This is a genomic window from Mesorhizobium sp. ISC11 (assembly GCF_037162595.1).
In the GTDB taxonomy this organism is placed as follows: Bacteria; Pseudomonadota; Alphaproteobacteria; order Rhizobiales; family Rhizobiaceae; genus Mesorhizobium; species Mesorhizobium ciceri.
In genome coordinates this window covers 3,916,957-3,939,657 of sequence record NZ_JAVSPW010000001.1, presented here as the reverse complement: position 1 = coordinate 3,939,657, position 22,701 = coordinate 3,916,957, and the positions used below count along the sequence as shown (strand labels likewise).

The window sequence follows — 22,701 nt, the reverse complement described above, 5'->3', positions numbered from 1 at the left end:
GTGATGGAAGCAACCATTGCCTTTCCCGTGCTGGCCGGCCTCGTCGCCGTCGCACTGTTCTTCGACTTTCTCAACGGCCTGCACGACGCCGCCAATTCCATCGCCACCATCGTTTCCACCCGCGTGCTGCGGCCGCAATATGCGGTGCTGTGGGCGGCATTCTTCAATTTCATCGCCTTCATGTTCTTCGGCCTCCACGTTGCCGAGACCGTAGGCAAAGGCATCGTCGACGTCAGCATCGTCACCCCGGCGGTGATCTTTGCAGCCCTGGTCGGCGCCATCGTCTGGAACATCGTCACCTGGATCGCCGGCATCCCTTCGAGCAGCTCGCATGCGCTGATCGGCGGCCTGGTCGGCGCCGGTGTTGCGAAAGCAGGCGTGGGCGCCATCGTCTGGACCGGGCTTGGCAAGACGGTCGCGGCAATCGTCTTGTCGCCAGCGACGGGCTTTATCCTGGCGCTCGTCCTGGTTCTCGTCGTCTCGTGGCTCTTCGTGCGCCAGACGCCGTTTGCGGTCGACAGCACCTTCCGCGTCATGCAGTTCTTTTCCGCCTCGCTCTATTCCCTCGGGCACGGCGGCAATGACGCCCAGAAGACCATGGGCATCATCGCCGTGCTGCTCTATTCGCAAGGCATGCTCGGCGCGACTTTCTACGTGCCGCTGTGGGTGGTCCTCACTTGCCAGTCGGCACTGGCGCTCGGCACCCTGTTCGGCGGCTGGCGCATCGTCCACACCATGGGCTCGAAGATCACCCGGCTGAACCCGATGCAGGGTTTTTGCGCCGAAACCGGTGGGGCGATCACGCTGTTTGCGGCGACCTGGCTCGGCGTTCCCGTATCGACCACCCACACCATCACCGGCGCCATCATCGGCGTCGGCGCCGCCCGCCGCGTCTCGGCCGTGCGCTGGGGCATTGCCGGCAACATCGTCATCGCCTGGATCGTTACCTTGCCGGCCACCGCTTTGATTTCGGCGCTCACCTACCTCGCGGTTGGCCTGGCGAGGTGAGCTGAAGAAATCTACCTGTCCACAAGGTTCAGGATGTTGCCGTCTGGATCCTTGAACCAGGCAACTTTCATTCCGTAACCGACGTGGAGATCGCCCTCCAGCGTCAAGCCCGGCATCTGATAGTGCTCGAAGGCGACGCCCTTCGACTTCAGCTCCTTGACGATGTTGCCGATCTCGTCGCCAACCATCCAGGTCACCGCTGTCGCCTTGTTGGTTCCGGCAAATTGGGAATGATAGACGTTGAGGGTGGTATCGCCGCTTTTGTACACGATCAGTTCGCCCCCCTCATCCTGCACCTGTTTCAGGCCAAGCGTTCCTTCGTAGAAAGCCTTGGCCTTTGCCAGATCGCTTACCGCCAGATTTGCCGTTGCGTTGCTGTTTGCGAGCATAATCGCCTCCTTCTCGGCATGTCGGTCCCGTGCTGGTCGTTGAAATAGGTCGCTGCGATCGTTTGGCGACTGTCGGCTGGATTGATTGCTGGCCGCATCGGCGCTCGCTTATCTGGAGGACGTTTGGCGCGGATGAAATCCGGCAGGACCCGCCGGTTTTTCAGGCACGCCAAGACAGCCATTGCTCCACGGCTTGGTTCTGTCCGGAAACTGCATTATCTCAGGGGCAAGCTGCATCTCAGGCGCAAGCTGCGTAAGGAAAAACTGCCATGTCCGTCACCAAGGAAATCGTCACCGAGCGTCTGAAGACGGTCAACGGGCCGGATTTCACCGGCAACATCGTCGACCTCGGCATGGTTTCGGAAATTTTCATCGCCGACGGGAAGGTCTTCTTCTCGATTACCGTTCCCGCCGCCCGCGCCCAGGAAATGGAGCCGCTGCGCGCCGCTGCCGAGCGTGTCGTCAAGGCGATCCCCGGTGTCGCCGGCGCCGTCGTCGCGCTGACGGCGGAGAAGAAGGGCGGCGGCATGGAGGCGCCGGTTCCATCGCGCCCCGCACCCAGGCCCGTTCCGCCGGCTGCGCCCGCCGCCGCCGCGCCGCGTGCGGCTCCGCACGCGCCGGCCTCGCACAGCTCGGGCAAGCGTGGCGTGCCCGGTATCGAAGCGATCATTGCCGTTGCTTCCGGCAAAGGCGGCGTCGGCAAGTCGACCACCGCCGTCAACATCGCGCTCGGCCTCGCCGCCAACGGCCTGCGCGTCGGCGTGCTCGATGCCGACATCTACGGCCCGTCCATGCCAAGGCTGCTCAACCTCCACGGCCGGCCGCAGACCGTCGACGGCAAGATCCTGAAACCGATGGAGAATTACGGCCTGAAGGTGATGTCGATGGGTTTCCTCGTCGACGAGGAAACGCCGATGATCTGGCGTGGCCCGATGGTGATGTCGGCACTGACGCAGATGCTGCGTGAAGTCGAATGGGGTCGGCTCGACGTGCTCGTCGTCGACATGCCGCCCGGCACCGGCGACGCGCAGCTGACCATGGCCCAGCAGGTGCCGCTGGCTGGCGCCGTCATCGTCTCGACGCCGCAGGACCTGGCCCTGATCGACGCGCGAAAAGGCCTCAACATGTTCAAGAAGGTCGACGTGCCGCTGCTCGGCATCGTCGAGAACATGAGCTATTTCATCGCCCCGGACACCGGCAAGCGCTACGACATCTTCGGTCATGGCGGGGCGCGGCGCGAGGCCGAGCGCCTTGGCGTCACCTTCCTCGGCGAGGTGCCGCTCGAGATGGGCATTCGCGAAAGCTCGGATGCCGGCACGCCGGTTGTCGTCTCCAAGCCCGACGGCGCCGAGGCGAAAATCTACCGCGACATCGCCTCGAAGGTCTGGGACCGGGTTAACGAAGAGCGTGGTGCTGCGGCAGCGGCGGTGCCGAGTATTGTTTTCGAGTAGCTTGTTCGGTAGCCGCCGCCGCTCTGCAGCCTAGGCCGCGCCGACCTTCTCGCCGAAGCTGGAAAAAAACTGTCCGGCCAGTTTCTTCGAGGTCGATTCGATCAGCCGGCTGCCGAGTTGGGCGATCTTGCCGCCGACATCGGCCTTGGCCGCGTAGTTCAATATCGTGGCGTCGGGTCCATCTGCCGTCAGCGTCACGTCGGCGCCACCCTTGGCGAAGCCTGCAATGCCGCCCTTGCCTTCGCCCTGGATGGTGTAGGAGTGCGGCGGCTTCAGGTTCTTCAGCGTCACTTCGCCGTTGAACGTCGCCTTGATCGGTCCGATCTTCACCACCACGGTTGCCGCCATCTCGGTCGGCGACTTCATCTCCAGGCTCTGGCAACCGGGAATGGTCGCCTTCAAGACCTCGGGATCGTTCAGCGCTTCCCACACTTTTTGCAGCGGTGCGGCAATGCGCTCCTCGCCTTCGATCACCAAAGCCATGAAAACCTCCCGGACAAGACTGTCCGAACCCGTAACGCACGGCTTGGTGCGTGTCTATCGCACCAAAGTCCGGTTGCGACCGCACGCCCTCTTGCCTGCTCCCGCGCGTTGCCATATCGATTTGTCTTACAAATACGGAGACCATGATGGCAGGCGCCCCCACCCATAAGAAAAAATTTCGCTCGCAGGAGTGGTTCGACAATCCCGACAATCCGGGCATGACGGCTCTCTATCTCGAGCGCTATCTCAATTACGGCCTGACGCGCGCCGAACTGATGTCCGGCAAGCCGCTGATCGGCATCGCCCAGACCGGCTCGGATCTGTCGCCCTGCAACCGTCATCATATCGAACTGGCCAAGCGTGTGCGCGAAGGCATCGTCTCGATGGGCGGTATTCCGTTCGAGTTCCCCTGCCATCCGATCCAGGAGACCGGCAAGCGCCCGACCGCAGCGCTCGACCGCAACCTTGCCTATCTCAGCCTGGTCGAGGTGCTTTACGGCTACCCGCTCGATGGCGTCGTGCTGACCATCGGTTGCGACAAGACGACGCCGGCACTGCTGATGGCAGCGGCCACCGTCAACATTCCGGCGATCGCGCTGTCGGTCGGGCCGATGCTCAATGGCTGGCACAAGGGCAAGCGCACCGGCTCCGGTACCATCGTCTGGGAATCACGCCAGCGCCTGTCGGCCGGCGAGATCGATTATGACGAGTTCATGGACATCGTCGCCTCGTCGGCGCCGTCCACCGGCTATTGCAACACCATGGGCACCGCCACCACGATGAACTCGCTGGCCGAGGCGCTTGGCATGCAGTTGCCGGGCTCGGCCGCCATTCCCGCGCCCTACCGCGAGCGTGGCCAGATTTCCTATGAGACCGGAAAACGCATCGTCGAGATGGTGCATGAGGATCTGAAGCCGTCCGACATCATGACGAGAGAGGCTTTCGAGAACGCCATCGTCGTCAATTCGGCCATTGGCGGCTCGACCAACGCGCCGATCCACCTCAATGCCATCGCCCGCCACCTTGGTGTCAAGCTCGACAATGACGACTGGCAGACGGTCGGCCTCAATGTGCCGCTGCTGGTCAATTTGCAGCCGACGGGCGAATATCTTGGCGAGGACTACCATCATGCCGGCGGCGTGCCGGCGGTCATTGCCGAACTGATGAAGGGCGACCTGTTGCCGCATCCCGGCGCACGCACCGTCAACGGCAAGTCGATCGGCGAGAATAGCGAGGGCGTCGCGAACGAAAACCCCGACGTCATCCGCTCTGTCGCCAAGCCGCTGAAGGCCAATGCCGGTTTCATCAATCTTCGGGGCAATCTGTTCGATTCGGCGATCATGAAGACCAGCGGCATCTCGCCCGAGTTTCGCGAGCGCTATCTGTCCAATCCTAGGGATCCCGAGGCTTTCGAAGGCAACGCCATGGTTTTCGACGGGCCGGAGGATTACCACGCCCGCATCGACGACCCGGCGCAAGGCATCGACGAACACACCATCCTGTTCATGCGCGGCGCCGGCCCGGTCGGCTATCCCGGCGGTGCCGAGGTCGTCAACATGCAGCCGCCGGCCTATCTCATCAAGAAGGGCATCCACGCGCTCGCCTGCATCGGGGACGGCCGCCAGTCGGGCACGTCGGGTTCGCCGTCGATCCTCAACGCCTCGCCGGAAGCGGCGATCGGCGGCGGACTGGCGCTGCTCAAGACGGGCGACCGGGTCCGCATCGACTTGCGCAAGGGCACGGCCGACATCCTCGTCACCGACGACGAGATCACCCGGCGCCGCGCCGAACTGCAGAACAATGGCGGCTTCCACTATCCCGAGCACCAGACGCCCTGGCAGGAGATCCAGCGCGGTATGGTCGCGCAGTTTTCGGAGGGAATGGTGCTGAAGCCGGCGGTGAAATACCAGGATGTCGCGCACACCAGCGGTGTCCCCAGGGACAATCATTGATTCTGGATCGACGGATGGCGGCTTGATCAAATCAGGCCGCCGTCGGTTTTCCGGTCAGCGTGTTGCATCGCGGCCGGGTAGGTCGAGAACGGCCACCGTCCTTGACAAGCGCGCCCAACAAATCCACCATCATGACAAGGGGTGCATCGCGACGACCCCGTGAGGCGTCAGCCCAACGTTCGCGTCCAAGCTTCTCTTTTCAGGAGGTGGACGCCATGCCGTCAACAACCGCTATCACCGTACCGCAATTGTCCCGGCTCATAGGTCTGCCGGGCGCCCCAGTCATTGTCGATGTTCGCATAGATGAAGATTTCGACGCCGATCCGCGGCTGTTGCCGGCGTCGTGCCGTCGCGATTTCAAAACCGTTTCAAGCTGGGCGGCCACGTTCGCCGGCAAGCCAGTGGCCGTCGTTTGCCAGAGGGGGGAAAAGCTCTCGCAAGGCGTGGCCGCATGGCTGCGCCATGAGGGGATATCAGCTGAATCTCTCGAAGGCGGCTTTGAAGCCTGGCGCGATGCCGGCGGGCTTCTGGCCCGCACCGCCAAGATGCCGCCACGCAATGAAAAGGGCGCCACCGTCTGGGTGACGCGATCGCGCCCGAAGGTCGACCGCATCGCTTGCCCGTGGCTGATCCGGCGTTTCGTCGACCCCGACGCGGTGTTCCTGTTCGTCGAACCCGCTGAAGTGTTGGCTGTTGCCGACCGCTTTCAGGCCGTGCCGTTCGACATCGACAATGTGTTTTGGAGCCATCGCGGCGAGCGCTGCACCTTCGACACGATGATCGAGGAGTTCGGGCTGGAATCCGCGGCGCTCGATCGCCTCGCTGCAATCGTGCGCGCGGCCGACACTGCAAGCCTCGACCTGGTGCCTCAGGCGGCCGGCTTTCTGGCTGCCTCGCTTGGTTTGTCGCGTATGTACCGCGACGATCTGGAACAACTGGAAGCAGGCATGCTGCTCTACGACGCGTTCTTCCGCTGGTGTCGCGACGCCACCGAAGAAACGCACAACTGGCCGGCTGCGGGTAAGCCGTCGTGACCGCTCTTGTCCCGGACAATAAGGCGGGAACCGTCCCGGTGCCGGCTGCACCGACCTTCACCGAGGCCGTGAAGGTCTGGGCGAAAATCGGATTGCTCAGCTTTGGCGGTCCGGCCGGGCAGATCGCGCTGATGCACAAGGAACTGGTCGAGGAGCGGCGCTGGATCGGTGAGCGGCGTTTCCTGCACGCGCTGAACTACTGCATGTTGCTGCCTGGCCCGGAAGCCCAGCAACTCGCCATCTACATCGGTTGGCTGCTGCACAGGACGGCCGGCGGCCTTGTCGCCGGCATCCTGTTCGTCTTGCCGGGCGCGCTCGTCATGCTCGCCTTGAGCAGCCTCTACGTCCTCTATGGCGACGTGCCGCTTGTCGCGGCGCTGTTTTTCGGGGTCAAGGCGGCTGTGCTTGCCATTGTCGTCGGGGCGGTGGTCCGGATCAGCCGGCGTGCCCTCAAGAACCGGGTCATGGTGTCGATCGCGGTCGCGGCGTTCATCGCCATCTATGCGTTGAATGTGCCCTTTCCGCTCATCGTCCTGCTAGCCGGCCTGACGGGATGGCTGGGGGATCGCATTGCTCCCGCCCTGTTTTCCGGCTCGGCCCATGGCAAGGACGATGTTGCCGACTTCAAGGGAGCGGTCGACCTGATGTTCGAGCGTGGCGAACTGGCCCATGTCAAACCGACCAGATGGCATGCACCGCGCACCGTCGCGATCTGGCTGCCGCTCTGGCTCGGGCCTGTTCTTTTGATCTGGTGGTTCACCGGCTCTGCAAGCGTCTGGACCGAGATAGGCCGGTTCTTCAGTCTCATGGCTGTCGTCACCTTCGGTGGCGCCTATGCGGTCCTCGCTTATGTCGCACAGGCAGCCGTCCAGTCCTTCGGCTGGTTGGCGCCGGGTGAAATGGTCGATGGCCTTGGGCTCGCCGAAACGACGCCAGGGCCGCTCATCCTGGTGCTGCAGTTCGTCGGCTTCATCGCCGCGTTCCGCCATTCCGGCTCGCTGGACCCGTTGGTTGCCGGATCGCTGGGGGCTTTGCTCACTCTGTGGGTGACGTTCACGCCTTGCTTCTTCTGGATATTCCTCGGTGCGCCCTACATCGAGGCCTTGCGCGGCAACAAGGCACTGTCGGCCGCACTGGGCGCGATCACCGCCGCCGTTGTCGGGGTAATTATGAATCTGGCCCTATGGTTTGCCTTGCACGTCATCTTCCGTGAGGTGCGCGCGACGGGCCTTGGCATGAACGTGCCTGTGCTTTCGTCGATCGACTGGCGCGCGGCCTTGCTTTCCGTGGCCGCCATGGTCGCCATCCTGAAGCTGAAAGTCGGCATGCTGCCGACACTCGGGCTATCCGCCCTTGCAGGGATCTTGCTGGCGGCGGCTGGTTAGACAGCACCGCCTTTGCAATCCGCTTGCCCACCACCTAAGTGGGCTGGAAATGGAAGGAAACATCATGGCCGGACGGCGATCTTCCCTCGGCTTCCTCGGAATGTTCGGCCGTTCGGGCGACTTGAGGCAGCTCGACGATGCATTGCGCGGCGCCGATCTGCATCCAGCCCTTGTGCCGGAGGGCGTGAAGCTTACCCTCGTCAATCTCATGAAGGATCGCTGGCCCGACGAGCCGCCACCGGGCACCTATGCGTCGGTGGCACAATTATGCAGCTATTGCATCGTGGGTCCCGAAACCTTCGAGCAAGCCAATGGCCATGAGCGGACGCTGGGAGCCGAGCGCCGCATCGAGGCGGCGCTTGAAGCCGGTGACAGCCTCGACGCGCAGATCGTGCTGATGACGCTGCATGCCAAGCTCATCAACCCCGAAGTCGTCGACCGATACGGGCTCAGCGCGGAATGACGCGAAAGGCAAGATCTACCTGATTCTCCTAGAGCAATTCTAGGAAAAGTGTGAGCGGTTTTCCGTCTAGAATTGCGTCAAAACAAAGAGTTAGAGCAGATCGCCGTTTCCGTGAAACGGTGAATGCTCTAAGGAGCCGAGCCGTTCAGGCCCGGCTGATCTCCTCAAGATACCAGCCGATGTAGCGCAGTTCGTTGTATTCCATCGGCGCGATAGGTCCGGGCACGAAATAGTGCGAGCGCACGCCGCGCGCAGTGTGCTCGATGATCTTCTTGTCCTCTTCGGTGGTGATCTTCCACAGCCAGGTCAGCTTCTCCAGATCGTAATCCTGGCCCTCGACCGCGTCGCCGCGCACCAGCCAGATCAGTTCCATCTCGCAGGTGCCAGCCGTTTTCGGGATGAAGCGGTAGATCATGCCGTGATCGGGATAGCAGACGAGGAAGGTCGTGCCGCCGAGATGGATGGAAGTGACGCCACCGTCATAGTCGGAGAAGCGTCCCATCAGCGGGGCCACCGGCGATCCATCCTGGCTGCCGCTCGAAACGCCGTCATAGAGCGCATAGCGGAAGGTGTGGATTGCTTCCTGACCGGCCGCCGAGTTCTGCCAGCGGTTGGCGCTGCCGATCTCGATGCCGAGCGCGCAGGTGCGTTGCTCCATCGCCGCATTGAGCTGCTCGATCATTTCTGCCGGCTTTTCCAGCGCATGCGTCTGCGAATATTCCGGATGCGCCGGCCCGCAATGGTAACATTCGACATAGTTCTCGACGGCGAGCTTCCAGTTGGCGTCGAGCGGATAGGACTGACGATACGCAACCTTGGCGTCGCCCCAGCCATACTGGCCGCAGCTCGTTCGCAGCGACTGTTCGATCGGATCGAAATCGAGCGGCGTCTCGGCGAAGGAAATGAAGACCAGACCGGATGCGACGCGGACATGAAGCTTCTTCAGCCCGTGCGCCGTGCGGTCGAAATCCTTCGGCATCAGGCGGGCAGCGCGCAACGATCCGTCATTGGAATAGGCCCAGGCGTGGTAGGGGCACACGAACATCTTCGCGTTGCCCTTCTGCTTGGTGCAGACCTCGGCGCCGCGGTGGCGACAGACGTTGAGCATGGCATGCACGGTGCCATCCATGCCGCGTGTCAGGATGACCGCCTCGTCGCCCAGTTTGAACAGCTCGAAATCGCCGGGGTTCGGGATAACGCTGGCGTGGGCCAGGCAATGCCAGTGGCGGCGAAAGACCCGTTCCATGTCGCGCTCGAAGATCGCCGGGTCATGATAGAAGGCACGCACCAGGCCGTGGCCTGGCCGATGAGATGCCACCAGCCGATCGATCGCGTCGCCGTCGGTGGGGGCTTGCTGGATAGGATGCACACTCATTTGTCGTTCTGCCCGATGGTTGGTCGTGTATGGCTGTATGGCTGCACGAGACTTGTCTCCGGTCAGCCGCCCATATGCGTGCGCGGCAGGTGGATCAGGTTGCCGAAACGGGCACGCAATCTGTCGTCGACCTGTTTTGGCACATGGCGCGGAAATCGTTCGGCAAGAATGCGCTTCTTCTCGGTGATCGCACGCAGCAATATATCAGGCCGGCCTTTTTCGTTCCATTCCTTCGGCGAGGAACGATCGCCGAGGGCAGGATAGAAGTGCTCGGTCTGCATCAGCTTGAGCGTTTGTTCGTTGTCGAGATAGTGGCCCGGACCCTTGAGGCAGACCTCCGCGATGCTGTCGATCGACAGGGCTTCGTCAGTCACGTCGATGCCACGCGCGCAGCCCAGGCAATGACCGAGCATGTCGTTGTCGATGACCAGGCTCTCCAGGCAGAAGCCGAGCAGCGAGGCATGCATGCCGGCCGCCTCATAGACGAGGTTGAGGCCGGAGAGGCCGGCCATCACATTGGTGATGCCCTTTTCGTAGCCGGACTGAATGTCGGGCAATTTCGAATCCGTCATGCCGGCGGCGGAGCCACCGGGCAGGTCGTAGAATTGCGCCATCTGGGCACAGGCCGCCGTTGCCACCGACTGCTCGGCCGACCCGCCGGCCATGGCGCCGGTGCGCAGGTCGGACATGAACGGCCATGCGCCGAAGATCGCCGGATGGCCGGGCTTGAGCGCGTTGACATAGACCAGGCCGGCCAGCACTTCGGCCACTGCCTGCACGACGGCGCCGGCCATCGCCGCGGGTGCCGTCGTGCCGGACTGGCCGGTCGACAGCAGCAGGATCGGGATGCCGCCTTCGACGCAGGCCTCAAGCACGCCGCAGGCATCCTCGGCGAACTTCATCGGCGGCACGACGAATGAATTGGAGTTGGAAACGAATGGCCGGGCGCGGAAATTCTCCTCGCCTCCGGCGATGGCGTACAGCATTTCAAGTGCAGGCTTCACGTTCTCACGCACCGTGAAGGATGTTCCGACGTGCTTCGATGTTCCCATCACACAGGCATAAAGCGTGTTGAAATCCATCTCGAGCGGATCGGCGATGTCGCGCGCCACCATCGGCCGCTGGAAGAAATGAATGTTGTCCAGCCCGTCGACGATGCGGGCGGCATCATAAATATCCTGCAGCTTGGATTCGCGGTACTCACGCTTCTCCAGATCCACCAGGTGCACGGCGATGCCTGCCGTGCCGTAGTGCACGCGCTTGCCCTGGACCACCATGTCGTGCCTGGGGTCCTGGCCATGAAGCGTGAAATGTCGTGCCGCCCGCTTGATGGTGTCGAGCACGAGCGCGCGCGGAAAGCGGACCCGGCCATCGTCGCCATGGATCGCCCCCACCTTGGTCAGCACCTTTATGCAGGAAGGAATGGCGTTGGCGAAACCCACTGTCTCCAGAAGCGTCAGCACGCCTTCGTGGATACGCTCGCGGTCATCCCCGCGAAGCGGCCCGTAGCCGCCGCCCTCGATGGCCTTGTGCTGTGGTCTGGTATCCTCCACCAGGGGAGATGATCGCATGGCATGTCCTGTTTCGCGAAGACCGGAGCGTTGTGGACGACGGTTCGCCGGCGTGTCCTGCTGTTCGACAGCCACTGGCATGGAGCACTCCAACTTCGTCGGCAGGAACTCGTGGCGGTTGGTCCACCATCGGCCTGCTTCTTCCCCTGATGACGCCGACTATGCCGCCGGCACTGGCCCATCCTATGGGCCAGCTGGCTCAGTTCCATGTGCCAGAACTAAAATACCGGAGCCGCTGCGAGCGGCTCCGGTCACGAGAGGTCGATGATGGATCAGGCGGCCGCGGGTCTGCGTCCGGCGGCCGTGGCCAGTTCGCGGATGCCTGGCTCGATGTGCTGTAGCGCGATCGACGAGATGCCCAGCCGCATGAAACGCGAAGGCTTTTCAGTGCGATCGAAGAAGCGGTCGCCTGGCTCGATGATGACGCTGCGCGAGGCCGCTGCCTCGGCAAGGCCGCGCGAATCGGTGCCGCGCGGCCCTTCGAGCCACAGCGACGTACCGCCGGCCGAATCGGTCGAGCGCCATTCCGGCAGGAAGGCGGAAATCGCATGGACCAGCCGCTTGCGCCGCTCGTCGAAGGCTGACGACAGCCGCCGCACCAGCGCCTCGTGGTGGCCGAGCGACAGGAACAGTGCGACGGCGCGCTGATTGTTGGCCGGCGGATGACGCAGCATGAAGCGGCGCAGCGCCCGGAGCTCCGCGATCAGTCCGGCGGACGCCACGATGTAGCCGAGCCGCAGGCCGGGAGCCAGCGTCTTGGACATCGAGCCGACATAGACCACGCGGCCGGAACGATCGAGGCTCTTCAGCGCTTGCTGCGGTGCCTCGTCGAGAAGCTGGCTGTCATAGCCGTCCTCGATGATGATCTGGTTGTAGCGGTTGGCGCGCGCCAGAAGATCCTGCCGCCGTTCCGCCGACAACGGTACCATGGTCGGGCAATGATGGCTGGGCGTGACGAAGACGAAGCCGGAATCATTGGGAATAGAAGCAGTTACGATGCCGGACTGGTCGACCGGCACCGGCTGTATCTCTGCGCCCGCAAGGCGGAAGATCGAGCGCGCGTCGGGGTAACCGGGGTCCTCCATCGCCACCTTGGAGCCTTTGGACATTAGCAGCGTCGCCAGCATGTAGAGCGCGTTCTGGGCGCCCAGCGTGACGATGATCTCGTCGGGATTGGCGAAGATGCCACGCCGGGGCAGGAGCCGCGCCTGGATCTGCTCGATCAGCAGCGGATCGTCACGGTCGACCATATCGGACGCCCAGTTGCGGATTTCCAGCACGGCAAGCGCCATGCGGTTGCACTCGCGCCATTCAGCGGTCGGGAACAGCGCCGGGTCGAACTGCCCGTAGACGAAAGGATAGGACGACTTGATCCAGTTCTCGTGCTTGGCCGGCGGCGGCATGTCGCTTGCGGCGATCTTGCGGCGTGCCTTCCAGTCGATCTCATTGGCCTGGTCGGGCGCCTTCTGGTGCGGCTTGGCCGGTGTCGCCAGCACATCGGGATTGACGAAATGGCCGCGCCGTTCGCGCGCCACCAGGAAACCCTGGTCGACGAGCTGCTGGAACGCCAGCACCACGGTTCCGCGCGCCACGCCGAGTTTTTCGGCCAGGATGCGGCAGGAAGGGAGCGGCATCGAAGCGGCGATCTGGCGGTCGAGAATGGCGGCTACGATGGCCTGGCGGATCTGCGCCTGCAGGGTTTGGCCGGATTCGGCCGAAATCCGGAACAGGCCGGACCATATCGCCGTGTCGTTTCGCTGTGGCATGGGAGATTTCCTCGATGGCCAGCCTTTTTCGTTTGGCTGGACCAGCCGAACGTAACCGTGGCACAAGGGGTTGCGCCAATCAATTTTTCTGATCGTTGGGATTTATGCCAGTGATCCTTCACGTCCTTTTGATGCCGCGTTGCGGCATCGTGGGGTGACGCGGCGCTTCATCCCGGCGATGACATCGTGCGTCATGGCGGCGTGTGGGTGTGCGTCATCGCTGCGCATTGATACGGGTGGAGTTCGGCCCGATAGATTGTCGCGACGACACGCGCCGGAAACATCCGGTCCGTAATGATGGCTCGAGGTCTCGGAGTTTGGCAGTGGATCAATCGTCCTTTCAAAAACAGCTCGCCGCCTTGCGCGACCACCGCGCGGCGGCGCCCGCCAGCATGCGCCAGGCCTTCGCCGCCGATCCCAAGCGGTTCGTGGAATTCTCCGCCACCGACGGCGATCTGCTGCTCGACTGGTCGAAATGCGCGGTCGACGCGACCACCATGGAGCTGCTGGAAAAGCTCGCGCAGGCCGCCGATCTCGAAGGCCGCCGCGCCGCCATGTTCGCGGGCAAGAAGATCAACGTCACCGAGGACCGTGCCGTGCTGCACACGGCGCTGCGCAACCTGACCGGCAAGGGCGTCACCGTCGATGGCCAGGACGTCAAGGCGGACGTCATCGCCGTGCTCGACGCCATGGGCGCCTTTGCCGATGCCGTGCGCTCGGGCAAGGCGGCCGGCGCCACCGGCAAGAAGATCACCGACATCGTCAACATCGGCATCGGCGGTTCCGATCTCGGCCCGGCCATGGCGACGCTGGCACTGGCGCCCTATCATGACGGGCCGCGCGCGCATTACGTCTCCAACATAGACGGCGCCCATATCCACGACACGCTGAAGGGCCTCTCCGCCGAGACCACGCTTTTCATCATCGCTTCCAAGACCTTCACCACCGTCGAGACGATGACCAATGCGCAGACGGCGCGCGACTGGGTGCAGAAGGCGCTCGGCAAGGAAGCGGTCGGCAAGCATTTCGCCGCCGTCTCGACCGCGCTCGACCTGGTGGCCAAGTTCGGCATCGCGCCCGATCGCGTCTTCGGCTTCTGGGACTGGGTCGGTGGCCGCTATTCGCTCTGGGGCGCCATCGGCCTGCCGGTGATGATCGCTGTCGGCCCGCGGAATTTTCGCGCCTTCCTTGATGGCGCGCATGAGATGGACGAGCATTTCCGCACCGCGCCGGTGCAGGAGAACCTGCCGGCGCTGCTGGGACTGGTCGGCTGGTGGCATCGCGTGATCTGCGGTTACCCGGCGCGCGCCGTCATCCCTTACGACCAGCGCCTGTCCAGGCTGCCGGCCTATTTGCAGCAGCTTGACATGGAATCGAACGGCAAGAGCGTCACCCTCGAAGGCACGGCGGTGACGACGCCGACCGGACCGCTGGTCTGGGGTGAGCCCGGCACCAACGGCCAGCATGCCTTCTTCCAGCTGCTGCACCAGGGCACCGATTTCATTCCGGTCGAGTTCCTTGCCGCGGCCATCGGTCACGAGCCCGATCTCAAGCACCAGCACGATCTGCTGCTCGCCAACTGCCTGGCGCAGTCGGAAGCGCTGATGAAGGGCCGCACGCTGGAGGAGGCGCGCGCCCAGATGCTGGCCAAGGGCATGAAGCCGGCCGAGGTCGACAAGATCGCGCCGCACCGCGTCTTCTCGGGTAACCGTCCCTCGATCACCATCCTCTACAGAAAGCTCGACCCGCGCACCTTCGGCCGGCTGATCGCGCTCTACGAGCACCGCGTCTTCGTCGAGGGCACGCTGTTCAACATCAACTCCTTCGACCAATGGGGCGTCGAACTCGGCAAGGAACTGGCCACCGGCCTGTTGCCTGTCGTGGAGGGCAAGGAAAGTGCCGCCAATCGGGATGCATCGACCGCTGGCCTTGTGGGATTCATCCAGCATTTGCGTGGCTCGGAGTGAAAAGCTTGGCAGACATCAAGGGAATATTGTTCGACAAGGACGGCACGCTTGTCGACTTCAACGCCACCTGGCTCGGCGTTGCCGACTTCATGGCCATGGATGCGTCGGAAGGCGATCGCTGGAAAGCCGACAGGCTGCTGGCCGCTGCCGGCTTCGATTTCGCCAACAAGCGTTTCAAGCCGGACTCCATCTTTGCCTCCGGCACCAATCTCGACGTCGTCGAATTGTGGTTCCCACGCCTGTCCAACGAGGATCAGATGCTTGCGGTTGCCCGCTTCAACGAGATCACCTCCGTACAAGGCTCGGCGATGGCCGTGGCGCTGCCGGGCATCGTCGATACGCTGACGGCACTGCACAGGAAATCCTACCGGCTTGGCGTCGCCACCAACGATTCGACCAGCGGCGCGGAAAAGACGCTGGTCACGCTCGGCGTCGCTCAATTGTTCGACGCGGCCTATGGCTACGACGCGGTGGCCAATCCGAAGCCGGCGCCCGACACCATCCAGGCCTTTAGCGATCTCACCGGCCTCAAGCCGGCGGAAATCGCCATGGTCGGCGACAACCGGCACGACCTCGAAATGGCACGTGCCGGCGGCTGCGGGCTGGCGGTCGGCGTGCTCTCCGGCACCGGCACCCGCGAATCGCTGGCCGGCATTGCCGATGTGGTTCTGGATTCGGTCGCCGACCTGCCGGATTTTCTCTCGGCGCGGGTCAGGGAGACGATCTGACGGGAAAGGCTAGGTCAAACTCGATTCACCTCGGGATTTTCTGCCAATGGCCGAGATGGGGGAGCAGTCCATGGAAACTATCGAGCTTCTGGTTTGTTTTCAGACACAATGGGCCACTCATCAGCAGAACAAACGTACCCGCATTTGCCGCACCTGATCTTGGCGCTTTGCGCTGTCGATGTCTTCGCCTGGCTGAAGATCGAAGCCCCGATTTTCGCATTTTGGGCAAACTGTGAAACCGATACGTTGAACAACTTTAATCCACGCCACTCGACTTCTCCGATCAACGGCCAGTCGAATCTATCTTCTGCCCTCAATGTTTGTCCACAATGAGTAGAATTTAGGCTTGCCCCGTGGCGTTAGCGCTCTTCCGCCTCAAACGAAAAGACACCGCTCGGCTTAGTCGCAGCCCCCTTCGCGTCGCCGAAATCCGGCACCCGGTATTCGGCGAGCAATCGCAGCCGGGACAGCGGCAGGTCGTTGCGGCGGGGATCTCCGACCAGCACCTCGATGCCGGCCGCCAGGCAGCGGTCGAGGAACGGGATAACCCGCAGAGCAACCTCAGGGCCGTAGAACACGTCGCCGGCAAGCACGAGCTCGACCGCCGGCGGGGGACCCGTGGTAATGTCCTTGTAGACAATGATGATCTCGACGCCGTTGGCCGCGGCATTGAGGCCGATCGCGGCAACGCCGTTACGGTCGATCTCGGCGGCGATCACTTCGCGCGAACCGGCCTTGGCTGCGGCGATGCCGACAAGGCCGGAGCCGGCACCAAGGTCGAGCACGCGGCGACCGGCTACCGTTTGCGGATGATCCAGTATATGGCGCGCAAGCACCGCGCCGCCGGCCCACACGTAAGCCCAGTAAGGCGGCTGCGGCTCAGGTCCATTGTTGTCCGCCTCGATCGTGTCGTCATCGTCGTCAGCGCTTTGGTGCGTATAGGTAAGCCGTCTCAGGCCACTGGCCGGGTGCGGTGTAAAAAGCTGGATCTCAGGCACCGACGGCACCGGGGCGAGGCGCATGTTCGTCCTGATGAACTCTGCCGGGTCAGGACGGCAAGGTGCATCTACGGCATCCGCGCCGACGGCTGCAATCATTCGCGCAGCGCTCGCCGCAGGATCTTGCCGACCGGCGTCTTCGGCAGTTCGGTGCGGAATTCGATGTATCTGGGCCGCTTGTAGCCGGTCAGGTTCTCGCGGCAAAAGGCGGTCAGTGCCTCGGCGGTCAGCGCCGGATCCTTCCTGACCACGAACAGTTTCGGCACCTCGCCCGAATGCTCGTCCGGCACGCCGATCGCCGCCACTTCGAGCACACCCGGATGCATCGCCACGACTTCCTCGAGCTCGTTGGGATAGACGTTGAAGCCCGAGACCAGGATCATGTCCTTCTTGCGGTCGACGATCTTGGTGTAGCCGCGTTCGTCCATGAAGCCCATGTCGCCGGATTTGAAGTAGCCGTCCTTGGTCATCACCTTGGCGGTCTCATCCGGCCGGTTCCAGTAGCCCGCCATCACTTGCGGCCCCCGGATGCAGACTTCGCCGACCTCGCCGAGCGGCAAATTGTTGCCGTCTTCGTCGCGGATGGCGATCTCCGTCGAGGGCAGCGGCAAGCCGATGGTGCCGGTGAAGTCGCCGGCGGTGAACTTGTTGGCGGTGGCCACCGGCGAGGTTTCCGAGAGGCCGTAGCCTTCGGTGACCGAACATCCGGTCAGCGCCTTCCAGCGTTCGGCGACGCCCTTCTGCACCGCCATGCCGCCGCCCAGCGTCAGCACCAGCGGCTTGAAGTCGAGCTTGCGGAAATCCTCATTGTTGAGCAGCGCGTTGAACAGCGTGTTGAGGCCGGGAAAGATGTGCACCGGATATTTCTGCAATTCCTTGACGAAGCCTGGGATGTCGCGCGGATTGGGAATGAGCACATTGCGGGCGCCCTGCTGCATGCCCATCAGCGCGTTCACCGTCAGCGCGAAGATATGATAGAGCGGCAGCGCGCAGATGAAGTTGGGGTGCGCGGGTTTCGGCTTGATCGTGTAGGCGTCCTCCATCCACTGCGCGTTCTGCGCGACGTTGGCGAGCACGTTGCTGTGCAGCAGCGTGGCGCCCTTCGAGACGCCCGTGGTGCCGCCCGTATATTGCAGGAAGGCGACATCGTCGGCTGCCACCTTGGCCGGCCTGAAGCCCATACCGGCGCCGGCCTTCATGGCGGCATTGAACTTGACATGGCCGGGCAGCGACCATGCCGGCACCATCTTCTTCACGCGGCGCACGACGAAATTGACGATTGTGCCCTTCAGCCCGCCAAGCATGTCGCCCATCGCGGCGACCACCACATGCTTGACCGCGGTCCTGGCGATCACCGCCTGCAAGGTGTTGGCGAAGTTCTCCAGGATGACGATGGCTTGCGCCCCGGAATCCTTCAGCTGGTGTTCGAGCTCGCGCGGCGTGTAGAGCGGATTGATGTTCACCACCACATAACCCGCTCGCAAGATCGCCATCATCGCCACCGGATATTGCAGCACGTTGGGCATCATCAGCGCGACGCGCGCGCCTTTCTGCAGGCCCTTCGATTGCAGGTAGGCGCCGAAGGCCGCCGACAGCCGCTCGACATCGGTGTAGCTGATGGACTTGTCCATGCAGGTGAAGGCCGGCTGCGCGGAAAACTGCTTGCAGGCGGCGACGAGGAAATCGCCGATCGAGCTGTAGGGCAGGGCGCCGATCTCGGCCTGCACGTTTTTCGGATAGCTCTTGAGCCACGGCTTTTCCGGCAAGCCGGCGGCCAACGCCGTCAGCGCTTTCGGCAATCGGTTGGCGGTGGCGTCGGCCGGCTTTGCCGCCGGTGGGGCCTTCACCGCTGCCGCGGCCTTCGACGCCGGCCTGGCAGCGGGCTTTGCCGCACCCGCTTTACGCCCCGGCGCCGTCTTTCCGGCCGCAGCCTTGGCCGGGGCTTTCACCGCCGGCTTTGTGCTTGCCCTTACAGGTGCCGCGGCCGCCTTCGGCTTGGCGGCTTTGGCAACGGGTGCTTTCGGCTTGGCAGTACCGGCTGCTTTCGACGGCGCCTTGGCTCCCGCTTTCACCGGCGCCGTCGTCCTTGATGCTTTTGCCAACCGTTCCTCCCTGGACAAGTCTTGTTCATCCGTGCCGCACTCGCCCCTGAATTGGCAAGGGCGCCCTCCGCTGCGGCCGCTACACCCTATGTATTGCCTCCCTTGGTGAGCGTGCAAGTCTTGCCCTTGCGGCAACGCGGCGAAAGATTTGCCGTCGAAAGTCTTTGCCGCCGCCAGCGCTCCAGGCGGTGTCCTGACGCATCCCACGGCCGCTCGGAAGCGCCGGGAACATTTATATCGTCAGCCTGGCGATCAATAAAAAAATTCGGCTGTTAATAATCTCGTGAACGGAAGAAACGGCTAATTTTTTCTGCAATTTGGCAAAGTTGCGGATTTTTTTCCTGCTTCCCGCGGGGTAAGCAAACGGGGTGTTCCAAAGCCGGAAAAACGGTGCTTATATGCGCGCTTCGCGAGCCTGATAGAGGGGCTTGGAAGAACATCAGGGAGTGCTCAATGAATAAGAAGCTGACTTTTGCAGCCGCGTTGCTGGCTGCAAGCGTCCTGGGCGGCATGGCCAATGCGAAAACTCTGGTCTACTGCGCGGAAGCTTCGCCGGAAGGTTTCGATCCGGCGCCGTATACCGCAGGCCAGACGTTCGACGCGTCCTCGCGCACCGTCTTCAACCGCCTCGTCGAATTCGATCACGGCAAGACGACGACCTCGCCGGGCCTGGCCGAAAGCTGGACGATCTCCGACGATGGCAAGGAATATGTCTTCAAGCTGCGCAAGGGCGTCAAATTCGCCGCCACCGACTATTTCACCCCGACGCGCGACTTCAACGCCGACGATGTGGTGTTCTCGTTCGAACGTCAGGTCGACAAGAACGGTCCCTGGTTCCAGTACATTCCGGGCATTGCCTACCAGTATTACAATGACCAGTTCGGCGACAACATCACCAAGGTCGAGAAGGTCGATGACCTGACGGTGAAGTTCACCCTCAAGGAGCCGGCGATCACCTTCATTCCGACGCTGGGCATGGATTTTGCGTCCGTCGTCTCCAAGGAATATGCCGACAAGCTGCAGGCCGACAAGACGCCTGAGCTGTTCAACCAGAAGCCGATCGGCACCGGCCCGTTCATCTTCGTCGACTACCAGACCGACGCCGCCATCCGCTACAAGGCCAACCCGGACTATTGGGGCGGCAAGCAGAAGATCGACGATCTGGTCTTCGCCATCACCACCGATCCGGCCGTGCGCGCACAGAAGCTCAAGGCCGGCGAATGCAACATCATGTCGTACCCGGCACCGGCCGACATCGCCGGCCTGCAGGCCGATGCGAACCTGAAGGTCGAGGAGCAGGAAGGCCTCAATGTCGGCGCGCTAATGTACAACACCCAGCAGAAGCCGTTCGACGACGTGCGCGTGCGCAAGGCGCTCAACATGGCCATCAACAAGAAGGCCATCATCGACGCGGTCTTCCAGGGTGCCGGCCAGGTGGCGGTCAACCCGATCCCGCCGACCATGTGGTCCTACAACAAGGAAGTGAAGGACGATCCGTACGATCCGGATGCAGCCAAGAAGCTGCTTGAAGAGGCCGGCGTCAAGGACCTCAAGATGAACGTCTGGGCCATGCCAGTGTCGCGCCCCTACATGCCGAACGCGCGCCGCACCGCCGAATTGATCCAGGCGGACTTCGCCAAGGTCGGCGTCACCGTCGAGATCGTCAGCTACGATTGGGGTGAATACCTCAAGCGCGCTTCCGCGGTCGATCACGACGGCGCCGTCATCGTCGGCTGGACCGGCGACAATGGCGATCCGGACAACTTCCTCGGCGTGCTCCTGAGCTGCGCTTCCGTCGGTTCGAACAACCGCGCGGAATGGTGCAACAAGGACTTCGATGCGCTCATCAACAAGGCCAAGACCGTTTCGGACCAGGCCGAGCGCACCAAGCTCTATGAACAGGCACAGGTCATCTTCAAGGAACAGGCACCCTGGGCGACGCTCGCTCACTCCAAGGTGTTCATGCCGATGCAGAAGACCGTCACCGGCTTTGCGATGGATCCGCTCGGTATCCACCGCTTCGACGGCGTCGATATCGCCGAATAAGGTTGCGAAACGGGGGCGCCTCCATGTGGTGACGCCCCCACTCGCCCGCCATGCTGCGTTATATCCTCGGCAAGCTCGCCCTCATCATCCCGACCTTCATCGGGATAACCATCCTCGCCTTTGGCTTCGTGCGCATCCTGCCCGGTGATCCGGTGCTGGTGCTTGCGGGCGAACGCGGCCTGTCGCCCGAACGCCACACGGCGCTCATGCACCAGTTCGGTTTCGACCTGCCGATCTGGCAACAATATCTGACCTATCTGACCAACATCCTCAGCGGTGATTTCGGCACCTCGTTTTCCACCAAGACGCCGGTGCTCAAGGATTTCCTGGTGCGCTTCCCGGCAACGGTCGAGCTCGCCATCTTCGCCATGATCTTTGCCATTGTCCTAGGTGTCGCCGCCGGCATCTTCGCCGCCATCCGCCGCGGCTCCTGGTTCGACCAATTGACCATGGGCACGGCGCTGGCCGGCTATTCCATGCCGATCTTCTGGTGGGGTCTCCTGCTGATCATCGTGTTCTCCGGCATGCTGCACTGGACGCCGGTTTCAGGCCGCATCGACCTCCTCTACTTCTTCAAGCCGGTGACCGGCTTCATGACCATCGATTCCCTGATCTCGGGCCAGAAGGGCGCCTTCCGTTCGGCGCTGTCGCACCTGATCTTGCCGACCATCGTGCTCGGCACCATTCCGCTTGCCGTCATCGCGAGGCAGACGCGCTCGGCGATGCTCGAGGTGCTGGGTGAGGACTATGTCCGCACCGCGCGCGCCAAGGGCCTGGCGCCGCGTAGGGTCATCGGCCTGCACGCCTTCCGCAACGCGCTGATCCCGGTCGTCACCACCATCGGCCTGCAGGTCGGCACGCTGCTCACCGGCGCCATCCTGACCGAGAGCATCTTCTCCTGGCCCGGCATCGGCAAATGGATGATCGACGCCATTTCCAAGCGCGACTATTTCACCGTGCAGGGCGGGTTGCTTTTGATCGCGCTGATCGTCATGTCGGTGAACCTCATCGTCGACGTGCTCTACGCCGTCATCAACCCACGCATCCGGGCCAACTGACATGAGCAATGAAGGCCCCGCCACCATCGAAGCCGCGACCGTCGTCAAGCCGCAGGACGCCAGGTTGCAGATGTTCGGCGAGTTCTGGCATTACTTCTCCGTCAACAAGGGCGCGGTGATCGGGCTCTTCGTCTTCGCGCTGCTGATCCTGATCGCCATTTTCGCGCCGCTGCTGGCGCCGCATTCGCCGGACGATCAGTTCCGCGACTTCTTCCTGACGCCGCCGGCCTGGCAGGAGGGCGGCAATGCGCAGTTCCTGCTCGGCACCGACGCCGTCGGCCGCGATATGCTGTCGCGCCTGATCTACGGCTCGCGCTTCTCGCTCGCCATCGGCTTCGTCGTTGTCACGTCAGCGCTGATTTCAGGCGTCATCCTCGGCCTGCTCGCCGGCTACTGCCGCGGCTGGGTCGACACGCTGATCATGCGCATCATGGACATCATCCTGGCCTTCCCGTCGCTGCTCTTGGCCCTGGTGCTGGTCGCGGTGCTTGGCCCCGGCCTCGTCAACGCCATGATCGCCATCGCCTTCGTGCTGCAGCCGCATTTCGCCCGGCTCACCCGCGCCGCCGTGATGGCCGAAAAGACCCGCGAATATGTCGTCTCGGCCAAGGTCGCCGGCGCCAGCCATCTCAGGCTGATGCTGGTCACCATCCTGCCAAACTGCATCGCGCCGTTGATCGTGCAGGCGACGCTGTCCTTCTCCAACGCCATCCTCGAGGCGGCGGCCCTTGGCTTCCTCGGCATGGGCGCGCAGCCGCCGACGCCGGAATGGGGCACCATGCTGGCCGAGGCGCGCGAATTCATCCTGCGCGCCTGGTGGGTGGTGACCTTCCCGGGTCTCGCCATCCTGATCACCGTCTTCGCTATCAACCTGATCGGCGACGGCCTGCGCGACGCGCTCGACCCCAAGCTGAAGAGGTCGTGA

General features: G+C 63.1%; 18 protein-coding genes. 11 read left to right on the top strand and 7 right to left on the bottom strand.

All coding sequences use genetic code 11. From position 1 onward, the window contains the following. The first annotated feature begins 3 nt into the window (after nucleotides 1-3). Nucleotides 4-1,008: an inorganic phosphate transporter gene (locus tag RPF88_RS19215; protein ID WP_013528008.1), complete on the top strand. Its 1,005-nt coding sequence runs from the start codon at nucleotides 4-6 to the stop codon at nucleotides 1,006-1,008. A gap of 11 nt (nucleotides 1,009-1,019) precedes the next feature. Here RPF88_RS19215 and RPF88_RS19210 read toward each other — a convergent pair whose 3' ends face one another. Further along, nucleotides 1,020-1,397, bottom strand: a complete 378-nt coding sequence (locus RPF88_RS19210) for a VOC family protein (RefSeq protein ID WP_063169927.1) — start codon at nucleotides 1,395-1,397, stop codon at nucleotides 1,020-1,022. Between the two features lie 269 nt (nucleotides 1,398-1,666). Between RPF88_RS19210 and RPF88_RS19205 the strand changes: the two genes are divergently transcribed. Then, complete coding sequence (locus RPF88_RS19205; RefSeq protein ID WP_337122944.1) at nucleotides 1,667-2,848, top strand: Mrp/NBP35 family ATP-binding protein; 1,182 nt, start codon at nucleotides 1,667-1,669, stop codon at nucleotides 2,846-2,848. Between the two features lie 30 nt (nucleotides 2,849-2,878). Here RPF88_RS19205 and RPF88_RS19200 read toward each other — a convergent pair whose 3' ends face one another. Next, entirely contained in the window at nucleotides 2,879-3,331 is a 453-nt protein-coding gene (locus RPF88_RS19200; RefSeq protein ID WP_013528005.1) for an SRPBCC family protein, read from the bottom strand. 146 nt (nucleotides 3,332-3,477) lie between these two features. Between RPF88_RS19200 and RPF88_RS19195 the strand changes: the two genes are divergently transcribed. The 4 genes from RPF88_RS19195 (at nucleotide 3,478) to RPF88_RS19180 (ending at nucleotide 8,165) form a co-directional block, all read left to right on the top strand. Further along, nucleotides 3,478-5,283 carry an IlvD/Edd family dehydratase gene (locus RPF88_RS19195; protein ID WP_013528004.1) on the top strand — a complete coding sequence of 602 codons (1,806 nt, stop codon included), beginning with the start codon at nucleotides 3,478-3,480 and terminating at the stop codon, nucleotides 5,281-5,283. 215 nt (nucleotides 5,284-5,498) lie between these two features. Beyond that, a complete protein-coding gene (locus RPF88_RS19190) occupies nucleotides 5,499-6,317 on the top strand; it encodes a chromate resistance protein ChrB domain-containing protein (RefSeq protein WP_337123892.1) in 819 nt (272 codons plus the stop codon). Continuing rightward, nucleotides 6,314-7,702 (top strand): chromate efflux transporter, encoded by a 1,389-nt coding sequence (chrA, locus tag RPF88_RS19185; protein WP_337122942.1) that lies wholly within the window; start codon nucleotides 6,314-6,316, stop codon nucleotides 7,700-7,702. Before RPF88_RS19190 ends, chrA begins: the two co-directional genes overlap by 4 nt. 64 nt (nucleotides 7,703-7,766) lie before the next feature. Beyond that, nucleotides 7,767-8,165 (top strand): hypothetical protein, encoded by a 399-nt coding sequence (locus RPF88_RS19180; RefSeq protein ID WP_337122941.1) that lies wholly within the window; start codon nucleotides 7,767-7,769, stop codon nucleotides 8,163-8,165. A 145-nt stretch (nucleotides 8,166-8,310) separates the two neighbouring features. On the opposite strand, the gene RPF88_RS19175 is transcribed toward RPF88_RS19180, so the two are convergent. The 3 genes from RPF88_RS19175 to pdxR form a co-directional block, all read right to left on the bottom strand. Next, on the bottom strand, nucleotides 8,311-9,540 hold the full coding sequence (locus RPF88_RS19175; RefSeq protein WP_063169932.1) for an aromatic ring-hydroxylating oxygenase subunit alpha: 1,230 nt from the start codon (nucleotides 9,538-9,540) through the stop codon (nucleotides 8,311-8,313). 62 nt (nucleotides 9,541-9,602) lie between these two features. Then, on the bottom strand, nucleotides 9,603-11,192 hold the full coding sequence (locus RPF88_RS19170; RefSeq protein ID WP_337122938.1) for a trimethylamine methyltransferase family protein: 1,590 nt from the start codon (nucleotides 11,190-11,192) through the stop codon (nucleotides 9,603-9,605). A 191-nt stretch (nucleotides 11,193-11,383) separates the two neighbouring features. Further along, nucleotides 11,384-12,877 (bottom strand): MocR-like pyridoxine biosynthesis transcription factor PdxR, encoded by a 1,494-nt coding sequence (pdxR, locus tag RPF88_RS19165; RefSeq protein WP_024503382.1) that lies wholly within the window; start codon nucleotides 12,875-12,877, stop codon nucleotides 11,384-11,386. A 323-nt stretch (nucleotides 12,878-13,200) separates the two neighbouring features. On the opposite strand from pdxR, the gene pgi reads away from it, so the two are divergent. Both pgi and RPF88_RS19155 read left to right on the top strand, forming a co-directional pair. Further along, a complete protein-coding gene (gene pgi, locus RPF88_RS19160; protein WP_337122936.1) occupies nucleotides 13,201-14,844 on the top strand; it encodes a glucose-6-phosphate isomerase in 1,644 nt (547 codons plus the stop codon). A 5-nt stretch (nucleotides 14,845-14,849) separates the two neighbouring features. Beyond that, nucleotides 14,850-15,572, top strand: a complete 723-nt coding sequence (locus tag RPF88_RS19155) for an HAD family hydrolase (RefSeq protein ID WP_063169934.1) — start codon at nucleotides 14,850-14,852, stop codon at nucleotides 15,570-15,572. 359 nt (nucleotides 15,573-15,931) lie between these two features. On the opposite strand, the gene RPF88_RS19150 is transcribed toward RPF88_RS19155, so the two are convergent. Continuing rightward, nucleotides 15,932-16,669, bottom strand: coding sequence for a class I SAM-dependent methyltransferase (locus RPF88_RS19150; protein ID WP_337122935.1), 738 nt, complete (start codon nucleotides 16,667-16,669; stop codon nucleotides 15,932-15,934). Next, nucleotides 16,666-18,672 (bottom strand): long-chain fatty acid--CoA ligase, encoded by a 2,007-nt coding sequence (locus tag RPF88_RS19145; RefSeq protein WP_063169935.1) that lies wholly within the window; start codon nucleotides 18,670-18,672, stop codon nucleotides 16,666-16,668. The genes RPF88_RS19150 and RPF88_RS19145 overlap by 4 nt, the downstream gene beginning before the upstream one ends. A 453-nt stretch (nucleotides 18,673-19,125) precedes the next feature. Between RPF88_RS19145 and RPF88_RS19140 the strand changes: the two genes are divergently transcribed. From RPF88_RS19140 to RPF88_RS19130, 3 genes are all read left to right on the top strand, one after another. Further along, nucleotides 19,126-20,718, top strand: a complete 1,593-nt coding sequence (locus tag RPF88_RS19140; protein WP_013527993.1) for an ABC transporter substrate-binding protein — start codon at nucleotides 19,126-19,128, stop codon at nucleotides 20,716-20,718. Nucleotides 20,719-20,768: 50 nt separating this feature from the next. Next, nucleotides 20,769-21,776, top strand: coding sequence for an ABC transporter permease subunit (locus tag RPF88_RS19135; RefSeq protein WP_027161814.1), 1,008 nt, complete (start codon nucleotides 20,769-20,771; stop codon nucleotides 21,774-21,776). A gap of 70 nt (nucleotides 21,777-21,846) precedes the next feature. Continuing rightward, nucleotides 21,847-22,701, top strand: a complete 855-nt coding sequence (locus tag RPF88_RS19130; protein WP_224618710.1) for an ABC transporter permease subunit — start codon at nucleotides 21,847-21,849, stop codon at nucleotides 22,699-22,701.